General features: G+C 34.1%; 11 protein-coding genes. 5 read left to right on the forward strand and 6 right to left on the reverse strand.

The window, feature by feature from the left end; genetic code table 11:
* Window positions 1-28: 28 nt before the first annotated feature.
* From F6P99_RS02845 to F6P99_RS02855, 3 genes are all read right to left on the reverse strand, one after another.
* The gene (locus tag F6P99_RS02845) at window positions 29-913 is read right to left on the reverse strand and encodes a glycoside hydrolase family 17 protein (RefSeq protein WP_152285920.1); all 885 of its coding nucleotides are present in this window, start codon (window positions 911-913) and stop codon (window positions 29-31) included.
* 184 nt (window positions 914-1,097) lie between these two features.
* A complete protein-coding gene (locus F6P99_RS02850) occupies window positions 1,098-4,616 on the reverse strand; it encodes a carbohydrate-binding protein (protein WP_152285921.1) in 3,519 nt (1,172 codons plus the stop codon).
* Between the two features lie 297 nt (window positions 4,617-4,913).
* Complete coding sequence (locus F6P99_RS02855; RefSeq protein ID WP_152285922.1) at window positions 4,914-7,454, reverse strand: carbohydrate-binding protein; 2,541 nt, start codon at window positions 7,452-7,454, stop codon at window positions 4,914-4,916.
* A 145-nt stretch (window positions 7,455-7,599) separates the two neighbouring features.
* Between F6P99_RS02855 and F6P99_RS02860 the strand changes: the two genes are divergently transcribed.
* Window positions 7,600-7,986 (forward strand): hemophore-related protein, encoded by a 387-nt coding sequence (locus F6P99_RS02860; RefSeq protein WP_152285923.1) that lies wholly within the window; start codon window positions 7,600-7,602, stop codon window positions 7,984-7,986.
* 54 nt (window positions 7,987-8,040) lie between these two features.
* On the opposite strand, the gene gdhA is transcribed toward F6P99_RS02860, so the two are convergent.
* Complete coding sequence (gdhA, locus tag F6P99_RS02865) at window positions 8,041-9,384, reverse strand: NADP-specific glutamate dehydrogenase (RefSeq protein WP_152285924.1); 1,344 nt, start codon at window positions 9,382-9,384, stop codon at window positions 8,041-8,043.
* Between the two features lie 189 nt (window positions 9,385-9,573).
* Between gdhA and F6P99_RS02870 the strand changes: the two genes are divergently transcribed.
* The 3 genes from F6P99_RS02870 (at window position 9,574) to F6P99_RS02880 (ending at window position 12,200) form a co-directional block, all read left to right on the forward strand.
* Window positions 9,574-10,593, forward strand: coding sequence for a phenylalanine--tRNA ligase subunit alpha (locus F6P99_RS02870; RefSeq protein WP_152285925.1), 1,020 nt, complete (start codon window positions 9,574-9,576; stop codon window positions 10,591-10,593).
* 28 nt (window positions 10,594-10,621) lie between these two features.
* The gene (locus F6P99_RS02875) at window positions 10,622-11,023 is read left to right on the forward strand and encodes a hypothetical protein (protein WP_152285926.1); all 402 of its coding nucleotides are present in this window, start codon (window positions 10,622-10,624) and stop codon (window positions 11,021-11,023) included.
* Between the two features lie 106 nt (window positions 11,024-11,129).
* A complete protein-coding gene (locus tag F6P99_RS02880) occupies window positions 11,130-12,200 on the forward strand; it encodes a lactonase family protein (RefSeq protein ID WP_152285927.1) in 1,071 nt (356 codons plus the stop codon).
* 2 nt (window positions 12,201-12,202) lie between these two features.
* Here F6P99_RS02880 and F6P99_RS02885 read toward each other — a convergent pair whose 3' ends face one another.
* Window positions 12,203-13,198, reverse strand: coding sequence for an NAD(P)H-dependent glycerol-3-phosphate dehydrogenase (locus tag F6P99_RS02885; RefSeq protein ID WP_152285928.1), 996 nt, complete (start codon window positions 13,196-13,198; stop codon window positions 12,203-12,205).
* A gap of 133 nt (window positions 13,199-13,331) precedes the next feature.
* Between F6P99_RS02885 and F6P99_RS02890 the strand changes: the two genes are divergently transcribed.
* Complete coding sequence (locus F6P99_RS02890) at window positions 13,332-14,774, forward strand: lipopolysaccharide biosynthesis protein (protein ID WP_152285929.1); 1,443 nt, start codon at window positions 13,332-13,334, stop codon at window positions 14,772-14,774.
* Between the two features lies 1 nt (window position 14,775).
* Here F6P99_RS02890 and F6P99_RS02895 read toward each other — a convergent pair whose 3' ends face one another.
* Window positions 14,776-15,771, reverse strand: a complete 996-nt coding sequence (locus F6P99_RS02895; RefSeq protein ID WP_152285930.1) for a DUF4837 family protein — start codon at window positions 15,769-15,771, stop codon at window positions 14,776-14,778.
* Between the last annotated feature and the right edge of the window lie 26 nt (window positions 15,772-15,797).

The raw sequence follows: 15,797 nt of genomic DNA on the forward strand, positions 1-15,797 counted from the left end.
TTTCAAATGAGGTGTTTTTTTATTTTGTCTAAAATTTTAAGTTTTCATCTTTATCCCATAATCCCCAGTACGCTCCTACATCACCTTCGGCTCCAGTTTTCCATGACTCATCGAATGAAGAAAAATAAAACAAATCAATATCCTCTTCAGCTGACCATTTTTGGGCATTTATAAAATATTTAATAGCATTTTCATAAGAAGGTACCGCACCATGAAAGGTTTGCCCTTTATTTGTCCAACCTGTCTCCGATACAATTACCTTTTTCCCATTTGCTGCTTTTACAGCTCTTGCATACATTTCTTTCATGTAAAGCAATGAGTATTCCATACTACATCCTTCCCAATAAGGGTAACAATTGGCAAAAATAACATCACAAGCATCTGTTATTCTAGGTTTCTGCTCAAACTCATAATAGGCATCAACATAGCCCACAGGAACATCTGGTATTGCATTTTTTACTTGATGAATAAAAGCAAGTAATTCCTCTTCCTCAAGATCTCCTCTATACAAAACCTCATTACCTACTGCCGCTAAATCTACATGGCCTTCATTAGCAATCGTGATAAGATTCTCTATTTCTTTTTTGTTTATTTCTGGATCATCACCAAGCCAAGCACCCACCATCGTTTTCATTCCTAATTCATGTGCAATTTCTGGAATCATTTCATTTCCATCTGTACACGAAAAAGATCGAATCCATTTCGTATACGGTTTTATTATTTCTAACCTTCTACGAATCTGAGCTTCCGTAAGAATATCACCTGGTTGCTGTCCTTCCTCATAGGGGCTGAAGCACAAACCATGCATTCCTTTGTTCAATACTTTTTTAAACAAAAGCTCTAATTCTTCCTTTGATTTATTTGATGTTTCGATTCCTGTCAAAGACATCATTTTTTCATACCTAACTGACATATTTCTGTTTTTAGTTTGATTAGTGAAATTCGTCGATTTCTCAACAAAATTTAGATATGCAAGTTACCATAGTAGCTACTTAGAGAACTAGATTTACCCTATACAAACACTTAACATAATTTTAAAAATAACTATACAAAAAAAAGTCAGTGATTTCTCACTGACCTTCCAATATAAAATACAATTATTTACTAGTAATCTTTATGATTTTTTGATTTTCATTACCTGTTAGTTTTAAATAATATATTCCTGACACTAAACTATATTCTTGTGTATGTATTTCTAAATTCGTTTTACCTGCTATCGAGGCAGTTAATCGTACTCGACCATGTATATCTATTAATGATACTTTTTCGAATAAATGTTCTTGTTCTAAAGAAACATGAATCACATCTGTAAAGGGATTCGGAAAAACTTTTGTTTCATTCAAGATAGCAGAAGTTTCTTCAGAAATCAGTTGTTTTCCAACGTTTTTAGCTGAAGAATTTACAGATACTCCATTTTGAGTACAAGCATCTATATTTGATGTCCAATTTGTACCAACAGGTCTGATACTTGCTTTCCATAAATAATTATTTGCTACCACAGGAGCATTCGTAACATTTACATTTATTGTTGCTACACCTGTTCCTGAATTAACGGTAGTTGAACCATAACCTAACCATCCTGAATTCCAAAGCTCAACCACAACATCTCTAGTTTGCGTTGCTGAGTATGGAAGATCAACGGTGTATGAAGTACTTGAGCCAATAACACTTGGCATATTTCCACATAAAACTGCATCAGTATTACCTTCAATAACAGCAACATTCGTCATACTGTTATCTGATGCTATTGCGGTAGTCCAATCTCCTCCGACAGGTCTAATACTTGACTTCCACCTATAGTCTGTACCAACCGCTGGCACGTTAGATAACGGAACACTTATGTTAGTTGTTCCACTTCCTGCTGGAACCGTTTTGGTAGCTTGACCAAGCCATCCTGAATCCCAAAATTCAACAACAAGATCTCTCGATTGAGATGCCTGATATGTTACTGCTATTGTATAAGTGTTCGACGGATTTATGGCGAAAGGAGCTTCTAAATCAATTGTATCTACTGACGGAATCGCAGCTACCGAAACCCCAGTAATGCTATTATCCGTAGCCAAACTTGTAGTCCAATCTCCTCCAACAGGTCTGATACTTGATTTCCAACTATACCCAGATCCAATTATAGTTGGAGTCGCTAAATTAATGGTAACATCTGTAACTCCTGTACCTTGGGGTACCGTAACTGTTGCTTGTCCCAACCAACCTGAATTCCAAAGTTCAACCACAACATCTCTAGACTGAGAAGCTTCATAAGCCACACTTACGGTGTAAGTACTAGCAGGTGCAATTGTCGTTGGAGCTGTTAAGTTTATAGTATTGACTGCCGCAGCCTGAAGTGTCAGATTAATATTTGCCAAATTTATCCCAGCAGCTTCTGTATTTACTCTCAATACCTGTTCTCCAGCTACTAGAGAAACTGACTTTGTTACATTGGAATAGGTTGTCCAATTTCCAGTAGCAGGTAATGCCATACTTCCTGTTTTATTTATCCCATCAAAAGAAATGTTTACATTTCCTCCGTTATTTGGAGCTGAATATCTCAAATCTAACAAATACTGTCCCTCAGTGGCTACATTTACAGTATATTCCTGCCATTCACCAGCTACTGTCCATCCCACAACGGTATCTCCGTCACCAGATCCTAAATCTACTTTTTCATTAGTACGATATAAACCCCCTGAATTTCCATTCGTAGTATCGTGATAAGCAACTCCTTCTCCTCCATTATCATAATTTTTAAGCAAAATGGAACCCGGAACAGCATGAGGAACACCATTAGGATAAGCGGTTTGATCGGTAATCACAGCCGTATCGTATTTTTCTACTTGTAAAATAAGTGATGACACATGTCCTCCGTTATCTGAAAAAGTAACACTAACTGTGTTATTCGCTTGAATTAAATTCATAGGAACAGGTATTTCAATAGTTCCAAAGAAATCACTTCTGGTACTTTGATCGTAACCTTTCCAATTATTAGGCACGGCAACTACAGTTCCGTTTACTTTAACCACGGGAGATTTAGACATCTCATGTTTTCTACCTATTGACATTCGCAATGTGGCTTTACCCGTACCTGTTTCAACACCATTAAATGAAAAATCCATCTGATTACCATTTGTAATCGCTTGTAAATATTTTGACGTATAATATTTTTTACTTCTTATCGCATTATCAAAAGCTATATTATTAGAAAATGTATACTCCAATGTTACTGTTTCACCTCCAATTAATGTCATACTTGACGGTGCTGATGTTTCTAGTGTATTAGTAAAAACTGGATTTTGACTATCATAAACCTTCAGCTTTTTTACCCTTACATTTTGAAAACCTGAAAAAGCATCATCGAAATTCAATTGAATTGTTTTATTGGATGTATCTAAGTTATTTAAGGCAACATACATTTTTTTACCATCAACAAATGCTTGCGCTTGAATATCTGGATTATCAGAGTTTACTGCGACACGCTTTCCTTTAAACTCTTTCCATAAATCATAAAAATAAATTTTAGGTGTATAGGTCCAACCAGAAGGAGTTGCACCTCCTAAATTTGTTGGTCGTAACAAAACTGCTCCATACGGTTGATAATTATTTGCTGCAGTTAAATGCCATGTTGATTTATCAGTTGCAAAGGGAATTGAAATTGCCATTTTGTCCTCTCTTTCTAATAGATTAAACAAAATATTGTTAAATGATTTCACCGTCTGTGCACTTTCTGTATCAGAATAAGTAGATCCATAACCGCTTGCAATACCACCATATTCTGTAATCGCATGATCTTTAACTGTACCTAATTTGATATAACTGTAAGCTTCTATCAAATCTAATATAGCTTCTGAATTACTCCCTGATCTAAAGTTATCTTGGCCTGTTACATTGATACCATCGTACAGATGCACTGAGAAGGCATCCATATTTGCACCAGCTTTATCAATAAACATTTTCATTCGATTGTTCCAATGTCCAAAATCCCATAATTCCATCGATGGCCATGCGCTCGCATAACCAATAATTTTCATGTTAGCTAATTCTGGTGCTTGGTGCATTTTTTTTCCTATTTCTGAAAACCATTCAGCCATCCGTATTCTCATAAGATTTCCATCAGGTTGCTGCGCGGCAAATTCGGCATCATCAGAATGGACGAAGGGTTCGTTCATAGGTTCAAAAAACTCAGGCCTTCCCGCGTCGTTCACAAAATCTTTCCAATATTCTACTGCCCAATTGGCAGCGGCAACTTTATCTAAATCATACCTTATAACACTTTTTGGATGTTCAGTTGAAATAAATCGAGACACATTACGAACTTCTGTACCTCCAGTTTTATAAGCAGGATAATTACCAACTGTACCCGTTTGATTGTTAGCATAAGAATATGGTCCCCAGAATCCTCTACCTCTACTCACATTATACGTTGAGTAAAAATTGTTCATTTCTGGATCTGAAGTTGTACTTGAGTGAATCGTAAAGTACTTTGTTCTATCTAATTCAGAGGTACTACCTAAAAATCTTTGAACACTTTGATCAATTGTTACAGTTTGCGAAAAAACTGATAATGGCAATAATCCCATTATCATAAAAAACAGCAGTTTTTTAATTGGTTGTTGTTTGTTCATTTTAGTTTGAGTTTAGTTTTGGTTGACACTTTTCTTCTAAAAAATGCCTCATACAATTTACCTTACAAGACAAAACAACTCCCAAACAAATGGTTTTCAATACAACTCATATGATTTGTGCGTATTTCTGCAAACTAAAAAAACTACTTGATGTCATATTCTCATTGACAAGACAAGTAGTTTTTCATTTTAAATTCTAAATAGGAAACAACTCAAATAAGACATTTGTTTTCCCTGATTTTATGGATAAACCCCTAGAATTATGGAGTTTGATTTATTTCTTTATACAATAAATGGCTAAATTTTGACAACCTTTTTAACATAAGAGCCTGATTCTCCGTTCAATTTAATGAAATAAATTCCATTAGTAAGATTTTCTAAACGTTCATGATCGATTAAAACCTTAGACTCACCGTTGCTATTTTTTCTGAGAATTACATTCCCAATTACATCTAACAATTCGATATTACTAATATTTGAATCTGGAACTGAAACATTTAATCTCTTTTCGAAAGGATTAGGATAAACTATGATATCATTCTCATTTACTTTTTCTACCGATAATGGTGCTTCAGAGGTAAATTCAAACCAATTTAAGTTTACACCTCCATTATTTACATACAAACGAATAATTTGAGATCCTGCATCTAAACTAACCTCTTTCGTTACCGTCTGATAGACTTGCCACCCACCTGTTGGAGGCAGTGCAATAACACCTGTCTTATCAACACTATCAGCGTACAGTGTAACTCCACCTGTTGCACTTTCAGCTGCGTACCTCAAATCAAAAGAATATAGTCCAGCTGTTTCAACATTTACTGAATACTCTAACCATTCTAAATTCTCTACGTACGAAATATTATAACCTCCTTCATTACATGTCTGAATATCTACTTCTGATGTAGGTCTATATTGACCATTAATATTTGATACTGTTGTATCGTAAAAGGCAAAACCTGTGTCTCCACTATCAAAATCCTCACATTCAATTCTAGTTGTGATTACATGAGGAACACTGTCGGGATAAGCCGATTGATTCGAAGGAGCAGCTCCCTCTTTTTCAACAGACAATATCGCTGATGCTACATGCCCTCCTGTATCTGAAAATTTAATTGTTACAGTGTTGTTTGTAGTAAGTAAATTCATGTCTACAGGAATTTCTATCGTCCCAAAAAAGTCATCTCTATTGGCTTGATCATATCCTTTCCAATTGGTAGGCACAATTACTGCAGTTCCGTTTACTTTTACTTCAGGAACTTTACTTACGTTATGCTTTCTTCCAATAGACATTCTTAAACTAGCGCTTCCAGTACTCACATCAACATTGTTAAATTCAAATGAAATAGGATTATTTTGAGAAATAGGTTGTAAATATGAAGAAGCGTAATATTTTTTTCTTATTACTGATGTATCAAATACTATTGACGAAGAAAATGTATATTCTAAGGTTACTGTTTCTTCGCTTATCAATGTTACTGAAGATGGTGCCGTTTCTAACAAATTATTTGAAAAAACTGGATTTGCATTATCATAAATTTTAATCGATTTTACTCGAACATCTTGGAATCCTGTCAAACCGTCTACAAGACTCAAGTTTACCGTTTGAGAATTATCGTCCAAATTATTTAATGCGACATACAATTTATTTCCTTCAACAAAAGCTTGTGCTTGAATATCTGGATTATCAGAATTAACAAAAACTCTCTTCCCTTTAAACTCTTTCCACAATTCATAAAAATGAATTTTAGAAGTATACACCCAACCGGTTGGAGTCGGCTCCCCTAAATTTTCTGGTCGTAACAATACTGCTCCATAAGGTTGGTAGTTATTGGCTTCTGTCAAATGCCACAATGCTTTACCTGTGGCAAAAGGAATTGTAATTGACATATTATCTTCCCTTTCTAATAAATTGAAAAGTATGTTGTTGTATGACCTTACTGTTTGTGCACTTGTAATATCAGAATACGTGTCAGGATAACCACTTGCGATACCACCATACTCTGTAATAGCATGATCTTTTATTACCCCCCATTTGATATAACTATAGGCTTCAATCATATCTAATATAGCCTCTGAATTACTACCTGAACGCAAATTATTCTGTCCGGTTACATTGACTCCATCGTACAAATGTGTTGAAAAACCATCCATATTATCACCGGCAGTATCCATAAACATTTTCATGTTATCATTCCAATGTCCAAAATCATTTATTTCTAAAGATGGCCAAGCTGAAGAATAACCAACTACTTTCATATTTTCCAATTCTGGTGCAGCGTGAATTTTAGCTCCAATTTGATTGTAGACCTGTGCCATTTGTAATTTAATTCTAGACTCTTCATTATTATTCCATCCTCCAGAATAATAATCAGACGCGTGGACAAAAGGCTCATTCATTGGCTCAAAAAATTCTGGTCTACCAGCATCATTTACATAATCCTTCCAATATTCTACAGCCCAATCACCTGCGGCTTCAGCATTTAACCCATCGATAAACACACTACCTGGATGTTCTGTGGAAATAAATCGAGATACTGCTCTTACTTCTGTTCCACCTGCTTTGTCTGCTAAATAATTCCCTGGACTTCCTCCTTTGCTATTACTGTAAGAATAAGGCCCCCAAAAACCTCTTCCTGGGTAAGCATTATAATCTGCATAGAATTGAGCGATGTCTGAATCTGAGGAGTTGTCGTGAATTGTAAAATATTTAGTTCTGTCTAATTCTGAAGTTTCATTCAAAAAACGCTGCTTCGAATAATCGATTGTAACCGTTTGGGCATTTAGAAAAAAAGCTAAAAACAGGGTAAAAAATAATGGGGTAGATTTAAAAAAATTCATTCTATATTGTGGCTATAATTGATTCGCAAAAATCAACTACTTAACACATTCTTTCGGAGTCATATGGTTTTTGACAAGTAACAAATGAATAAACATGTATATTTGTGTTCACTTAATTTTCAACCTCATTAAAACCACAAAACTCATGAAAAAACAAATTCTCTTTATTGTTCTTGTTACTTTTTCTTTAACCTTGTGCAATGCACAATCGTTAAATAGTCTATCTAAAAGTGTTACTTCTACTAGTAAAGAAGCACAAATGGAAACGTTGTTCAACCAACCTGAAACCCAAAAACAAATCGCAGCAAATCTTCATAAAAGTTCGGAACTTTCTAATGAAGCGATTAACTATTTAAAAAACAATCCAGATACCAAAGCAGAAGTTACCAAGGTGATCACTCAGAACCCAACTTCTAAGCAAAAAATCATGAATTATATCACTCAGAACCCGCAACTGATTTCTAAGGTAATGGACTATTTTAAAACCAAACCTGAGCTTATGGAAAAAGCCCTCAAACTAGTGGGTATGTAAAACAAAAGGCTACTTGTTAATAAGTAGCCTTTTTCGTTTTAGTTCAAATAAACTTTATACAACACCCTGAGCTAACATTGCATCTGCAACTTTTACAAACCCAGCAATATTAGCTCCTTTCACATAATCTACATAGCCATTTTCATCTTTACCATATTTCACACATGACTGATGAATATCTTCCATTATTTCTTTTAATTTCTCATCAACTTCTTCACGTGACCATTTGAATCGTAAGGAGTTTTGCGTCATTTCTAAACCGGACGTAGCAACACCTCCCGCATTTGAAGCCTTTCCTGGAGCAAATAGAATTTTTGCTTTTTGAAATTCATGGATTGCCTCAGGAGTCGATGGCATATTAGCTCCTTCACTTACACAAATACATCCGTTTTTTAGCAATGTTTTTGCGTCATCACCATCAAGTTCATTTTGGGTTGCACAAGGCAAAGCTATATCACAAGGAACAGACCAAGGTCTTTCTCCTTTCATAAATAGTGCCGTAGGATACTTATCTACATATTCAGAAATACGCCCTCTTTTCACATTTTTTAATTCCATAACAAAAGCCAATTTCTCTTCATCAATTCCTTCTGGATCATGAATACTACCCGATGAATCAGAAAGCGTCAAAACTTTAGCTCCTAACTGAAGTGCTTTTTCAGCAGCAAATTGTGCAACATTTCCTGAACCAGAAACTAAAACACGTTTCCCTTCGAAAGAATCGTTTTGTTCCCTTAACATATCTTGTGCAAAATAAACGTTACCATATCCTGTTGCCTCTGGACGAATTAACGAACCTCCCCAGCTCAATCCTTTACCTGTCAACACACCTGTAAATTCATTTTTTAATTTTTTATATGCCCCAAACAAAAATCCAATTTCTCGAGCACCCACTCCAATATCTCCTGCAGGTATATCTGTATTCGGGCCAATATGTCTTGACAATTCACTCATAAAAGCGTGACAAAAACGCATGATTTCTTTATCTGATTTCCCTTTTGGATCAAAATCGGAACCACCTTTTCCACCTCCCATAGGCAAGGTTGTCAGAGCATTTTTAAATACTTGTTCAAAAGCTAAAAACTTTAAAATACTCATATTAACCGTCTTATGAAATCGCAACCCTCCTTTGTAGGGTCCGATTGCAGAATTCATTTGAATTCGATATCCTCTATTTACATGTATAATACCATTATCATCTACCCAAGACACTCTAAAGGTAATAACGCGTTCTGGCTCTACCATCCTCATCAATATATGTTGCCCTCGATAAATATCTTGACTTTTTATATAAGGAATTACAGTCTCAGCGACCTCTTGAACGGCTTGTAGAAATTCTGGTTCATTGCCATCTCTTTCTCTAACCAAATCCATAAACTCGTCAATTATTTTTTGCATAGTTTCGATTTTTTTAAATTTTGTAATCCAAAATACTGAAAATTTAACTTAGTTGCTTTCTATATTTTTTATTTATCGAAACTTTAAGATGAAATTAGATGTAACCATTACTGTTTACACTACTATTCATACAAAAAAGTAGTACAGGTCTTTTTCTTTTTTTAAATTTGCAGCCTAATTTCAGATACAATGTTAGATAAAGTAAAAGAGCTGATTGGAGATGTAAAAGCATTTAATGCTACTACAAAAGAAGAAGTAGAACAATTTCGAATTCAATACCTTGGTAGCAAGGGTATTTTAAAAGACTTATTCAACGATTTTAAGAATGTTGAAAATGAGTTAAAAAAAGATATCGGACAAGCTTTGAATCAATTGAGAGGGGCAGCTACTGATCGTGTGAACGAATTAAAAAATTCTTTTGAAAACAATTCTGAAACTCAAAGTGCATATGGTGATTTAACACGTCCTGCTGAACCTATTAATTTAGGAGCGAGACATCCTATTTCGATTGTAAGAAATCAAATTGTCGAGGTATTCGATAGAATAGGGTTCACCGTATCTGAAGGACCAGAAATTGAAGATGATTGGCATAACTTTACTGCATTAAATCTACCAGAATACCATCCAGCTCGAGATATGCAGGACACTTTTTTTATTGAAAAGGACCCTGATTTATTATTGAGAACTCATACTTCGTCAGTTCAAACGAGGTATATGGAAGAAAACAAACCACCAATTAGAACTTTATCTCCAGGTCGTGTGTTTAGAAATGAAGATATCTCTGCTCGTGCTCACTGTATATTTCACCAAATTGAAGGTTTATATATCGATACAGATGTATCTTTTGCAGATTTGAAGCAAACGCTATTGTATTTTACGAAAGAAATGTTTGGAAAATCTAAGATTAGATTACGTCCTTCTTATTTCCCTTTTACCGAGCCTAGTGCAGAGGTAGATATCTATTGGGGATTAGAAACTGAAACTGATTATAAAATCACGAAAGGGACAGGTTGGTTAGAAATTATGGGATGTGGAATGGTTGACCCAAATGTTCTGAAAAACGCAAATATCGATCCTACAAAATATAGCGGTTATGCTTTTGGAATGGGAATTGAAAGAATTGCCATGTTATTGTATCAAATACCAGACATCAGAATGTTTTACGAGAACGATGTTCGTTTCTTAGAACAGTTTAAATCAGTTTTATAATACTGTACTTCTCAAAACACACATTCAAATGAAAAAAGACATTCATATACCTGAAGTTACTGATGTATTTATGGCCATTGTAAAAGAATACAATGAAGATTTTAAATGCGACGACTGGAATGCGTATATCATCAACAACAAAAATGTTGATTTAGAAATGTGTTTGATTGTATCAAAAGGAGACGAAGAGAAGACACAATTAAAAACCTCTGTTCTTCGTAAAAAAATTGAAAAATTACCTGCCAACTCATTCGCAAAAGTTGAATACATCAATCCTGCAGTGTTAAGATTAAATAATTCATTCGAGGTTTCTTTTTTTGAAGGAAATAGAATGTTCGACAAAAAATTCACCTTTAAAAAAGGAACTGTAAAAGATGGGGCACTAAGAATGATTCCTTTCTTAAAAAAAGAAGGAGTACTTATCAAATAATTCCTAGCACAATTTTTGTTTCTTTTAGAGATTGTTAGGCAATCTTATACAGATTACTTATCTTTATTTTTTATTTTTCTTCCTAAAGAGAAAAAAATTTATTTCTATGAAACTTTTTTTTAGCTTAATCTTATTTTGCTTTTCCCTTCTTTCATCTGCACAAATTTCTACGCTTTATGTAGGTAGTTATACAAAAGGAGATAGTGAAGGAATTTATTCATTTGAATTCAATAGCGAAACTGGGGCACTAAAAAAACAATCTCTAGTCGCTAAAACCAATAATCCTTCTTATTTAATTACGAGTTCTAATAAAAAAATGGTGTATGCCATTTATGAGACAAATAATTATTTGAACACTGAGTCTGGTGCTGTGGCTTCTTTTGATGTTTTAGATGATGGAACTCTTGAAAAAAATGCAGAAATTAGTTCTTTTGGTGGTCATCCATGTCACTTAAGTTTGAATGACAAAGGAACTAGATTGGCAGTTTCGAATTATACTGGTGGTACTTTCAGCCTTTACTCTCTAGACAAAAAAGGAAAAATCGATACTCTTTTACAAGTTGAAGACTTGAATAGAGACTCTATAAAAGCACACACACACTCAGCTCAGTTTCACAAAAATGATTTATTCGTTGCAGATCTGGGAATTAACACCATAGAACATTTCAGTATTAAAGACTCTATTTACACCAGAGTAAAAAGTATTGAAATGACTGAAAAAAGTGGACCAAGACATTTTGCAATTACCAAAAATGCGGATTTTATCTATGTCATTAACGAATACGGAGGAACGATTAGCACCTTAAAAAAAGAGGGGAATTCTTATACAAAAGTAAAAGACATATCAACATTAGGGGAGAACTTCAAAGGCAAAAACTCTTGTGCTGACATACATCTTTCATCTGATGAAAAATACCTGTATGGATCTAATAGGGGTGAGAACACTATTGTTGTTTTTGAAAGAAACAAAAAAGATGGAAGTCTTAAAAAAACACAAAGTATCAGCTGTCATGGAAATTGGCCTCGAAACTTTACACTTGGTCCAAAAGGAAACTTCTTGCTAGTAGCAAATCAAAAATCAAGTAATATTGCTATCTTTTTAGTTGACAAAGCAAGTGGAGAGCTTACATACATTTACGATGTAAAAACACCCAACCCTACTTGTTTAAAGTTCTAAACTTAATCTAAGAATTCTGTTAACAATTTAAATTGTCTCTTCGGACTTCTTTTTAAGTAAACCACATTGTAGACCGCATCAATGATAGGTGTATTTGCTTGGTAAGTTTGATTTAATTCAAAGGCACTTTTAACAGCATAATACCCTTCGGCGACCATACTCATCTCCATCATTGCAGATTTCACGGTATACCCTTTACCTAACATATTACCAAACATTCTATTTCTACTAAAAGTAGAATAACCAGTTACTAATAAATCTCCTAAATAAGCAGAGTTATTAATGTTACGTTTCATTTTATGCACTTTTTTGATATAGCCTTTCATTTCTCTAATGGCATTAGAAATAAGTACCGCCTGAAAATTATCACCATAGCCTAAACCATGAGCAATACCAGCAGCAATGGCATAAATATTTTTTAGCATTGCCGCATATTCTGTACCTATAATATCGTCAGAAGTTTTACATTTGATATAATCTCCAGATAAAACAGCACTTAGTTGTTCTGCTTTTTCCTCATCTTGACATGCAATTGTCAAATAAGACAAGCGTTCCATCGCTACCTCTTCAGCATGACATGGTCCTGTAATTACTCCAATATTTTCAAATGGAATTCCATGATGATTGTGCAAATGTTCTCCAACGATCAATCCAGTTTCAGGTACGATTCCTTTTATCGCAGAAAAAATAGTTTTTTCAGTTAAATCTTCTGTAACCTTAGATAGTTCTGACATTAAAAAAGCAGAAGGAATTGCCAAAATTAATATATCAGCATAGACTGCCATTTCATTTGCATCACTAGACAAATACAATTGATCTGTATTAAATTCAGCTGATGACAAATAATTCGGGTTGTGTTTATTCTCTTTGATATAATCTATTGAGCTATCAGAGCGCATATACCACCCCACAGTTTCTAGGTTTTCGCAAAGCATCTTAACAATTGCAGTTGCCCAACTTCCACCACCAAACACGGCTACTTTTAAAGATTTACTCATAGATAAAATTAACGGATTGTAAAAATCAAAAATAAGAATTTTAACGTAACATCAAGCATCTTGAAAGAGTTTCCTCTTCCCTATTTCTTAGCACTAAGAATTAGTATATTTGACAAAATTCTAACCCATTCCATTGAGTACATTCAAACGCTTTTTTAAAGACACCATTATCTACGGAATAGCTGCTGTACTACCTAAAGCTATTAATGTTTTATTGGTAAGACTACATACCAGTTCTTTAACTACAAGCGAGTACAGTGTTAATACCAGTTTTTATGTTTGGGCAGCCTATTTTAATATTTTGCTGACCTATGGTATGGAAACGGCGTTTTTTCGATTTTTTAATTCTGAAAAAGAAAAGGGCAAGGTAGTCTCTACTGCATTTATCAGTATTTTAACTACAAGTATTGTCGCTCTTATAGGTTTACAACTATTCAGCGATGCTATTGCTACTTTTTTAGGCTTTTCGAAACCATTATATTTTTCTTTACTGGTATGGATTTCAATTTTGGATACCCTAATCGTAATTCCATTTGCCTATTTACGTGTAAAAGGTCTCTCAAAAAACTATACACTTTTTAGAGTTTTAAATATCGGTATCTATGCTTTTTTCAATTTGTTTTTTTTATGGTACTTACCTAAAAATTTCTATAGCTTACCAAATATTTTAGAATCCATTTACCAACCTAATTTTAAAGAAGGCTATATCTTTATCGCCAATTTAATAGCAAGTGCAGTAACATTTCTTTGTGTACTTCCTTTGATTATAAAATTTGATTTTTCTTTTGACAAGTTCCTGTTTAAAAAAATGATTCGCTATGCTTGGCCAATTTTAATCGCAGGATTAGCATACACAACCAACGAAAATTTAGACAAACTTCTCTTAGAAGATTGGCTAGGAAAAGATATAATGGGTGCTTATGCGGGTGCTTATAAAATCGGGGTGATTATGTCGTTGTTTATCATGGCATTTAGATTAGGAGCAGAACCCTTTTTCTTCAATCAAGCTGATAAAAAAAATGCCAAAACTTCGTATGCAATAATTTTAAAATGGTTTGTAATTATTGGTGTCGTTTTCGTTGTTTCAATTGTTGCCTATATCGATTTTATCGCATCAATTTTCTTAGGTAGTGATGAATATTTCATGGCGCTTTCTATTGTTCCAATCATTTTAATTGCCAACTTGTTTTTAGGTATTTACAACAACCTTTCTATCTGGTATAAATTGACAGACAAAACTCGATTCGGAATGTATATTTCTGTTATCGGAGCAGTGATCACCATCGCAATGCTTTTTATACTCATTCCAAAAATCGGATTCATAGGAGCCGCTTGGGCTACAGTAACAGCCTATGGAAGTATGTTATTGATTTCTTATCTCTTAGGTAGAAAGTTTTACCCTGTACCCTATGACATTAAAAGAATAAGTCTTTATTTGCTATTGTGTATCGGTATCTCTAGTATATCATTCATGCATTTCAAAGGAGCGTTTTTGATAAACACTGCTTTTATAATATCATTGATCGGACTGATTGCCTTTTTAGAACAAAAAGAACTGAGGCGATTTATCAAATAATTTATTTTAGGTGAATCGTTTTTAATACAGCTTCTACCTCAAACATATAATCTCTTTTATTCACTGAAGGTGCATATACAAAAGCCTCTAAAACTACCCATCTGTTATTCTCAGTATCTTCAATAGCAAAATTCAAAAAAGGACCTGCCATAAAATCATTTAGAACCTCCCATTTTCCATAAGTAACATAACAAGATTTCTCATCTAATTCTGTCTGAAACACTCGCGGTGTATACAATTTCTCGGTAATCATATGCATGTTTTCTTTCCTTCCTGGAATATATTTTTTACCAATCGTATCTCTCATATTTGAAATCGTTTCTACCAAACCTTTTTTAGATGCCGGCATCGGAACACTGTACACCAAAATATTCGATGTTCCATCTCCTTGTGCAATACCTCCAGACAAATGCTGACGTAACCATAAAAAATCACCCGTATCATCGACCTTTCTAAAAATTTTAGGAATTGTCATTTCTAACCCTAAATTATTCAACGTTTGAAAAGCATCTTGATCGTATGCATTTTTTCTATGACTTCGTTGAACATTTTCAATATCGAAATTCTTGAATGTACTTATTATTTGTTCTTTGTACAAGTCTAGCATTTCAGTCAAATCTTCATTACTAGTTGCGGTAACTTTTACAATTTGCTGCGGTTTTGCGTAGACATTTTGTTCTGCTTGAAAACTATTTGTAGAATCAACAGTTACCACTAAAACATTTCTACTTGCTTTGAACATTTTTCCGAAAGAATCTTCAGGTACTTGAGTAATACTAAACTGATTTTCATCTTGTGGCATACCCAAAACAGGTGTCATGATAATCTCTTTCAGCTTATCTCCAGACGCACCATTCCATCTACTTTCATTCATCACTACCAACAGGTGATTCATACGCCCATTTGACTCCATATAAATACGTTGTTCCTTTTTTTCTTTTGAATCACAAGCTATTACAAGCAAGAAAACACTGAATAGTAATAAAAATTTCTTCATGATAATTTTGTTTTTTAGATTGGTAT

The sequence above is a fragment of the Flavicella marina genome, from assembly GCF_009193215.1.
GTDB lineage: Bacteria > Bacteroidota > Bacteroidia > Flavobacteriales > Flavobacteriaceae > Flavicella > Flavicella marina.

Coding starts and splice junctions, on each gene's coding strand:
- F6P99_RS02845 (WP_152285920.1), bottom strand. CDS start 913: ATGTCAGTTAGGTATGAAAAAATGATGTCTTTGACAGGAATCGAAACA.
- F6P99_RS02850 (WP_152285921.1), bottom strand. CDS start 4,616: ATGAACAAACAACAACCAATTAAAAAACTGCTGTTTTTTATGATAATG.
- F6P99_RS02855 (WP_152285922.1), bottom strand. CDS start 7,454: ATGAATTTTTTTAAATCTACCCCATTATTTTTTACCCTGTTTTTAGCT.
- F6P99_RS02860 (WP_152285923.1), top strand. CDS start 7,600: ATGAAAAAACAAATTCTCTTTATTGTTCTTGTTACTTTTTCTTTAACC.
- gdhA (WP_152285924.1), bottom strand. CDS start 9,384: ATGCAAAAAATAATTGACGAGTTTATGGATTTGGTTAGAGAAAGAGAT.
- F6P99_RS02870 (WP_152285925.1), top strand. CDS start 9,574: ATGTTAGATAAAGTAAAAGAGCTGATTGGAGATGTAAAAGCATTTAAT.
- F6P99_RS02875 (WP_152285926.1), top strand. CDS start 10,622: ATGAAAAAAGACATTCATATACCTGAAGTTACTGATGTATTTATGGCC.
- F6P99_RS02880 (WP_152285927.1), top strand. CDS start 11,130: ATGAAACTTTTTTTTAGCTTAATCTTATTTTGCTTTTCCCTTCTTTCA.
- F6P99_RS02885 (WP_152285928.1), bottom strand. CDS start 13,198: ATGAGTAAATCTTTAAAAGTAGCCGTGTTTGGTGGTGGAAGTTGGGCA.
- F6P99_RS02895 (WP_152285930.1), bottom strand. CDS start 15,771: ATGAAGAAATTTTTATTACTATTCAGTGTTTTCTTGCTTGTAATAGCT.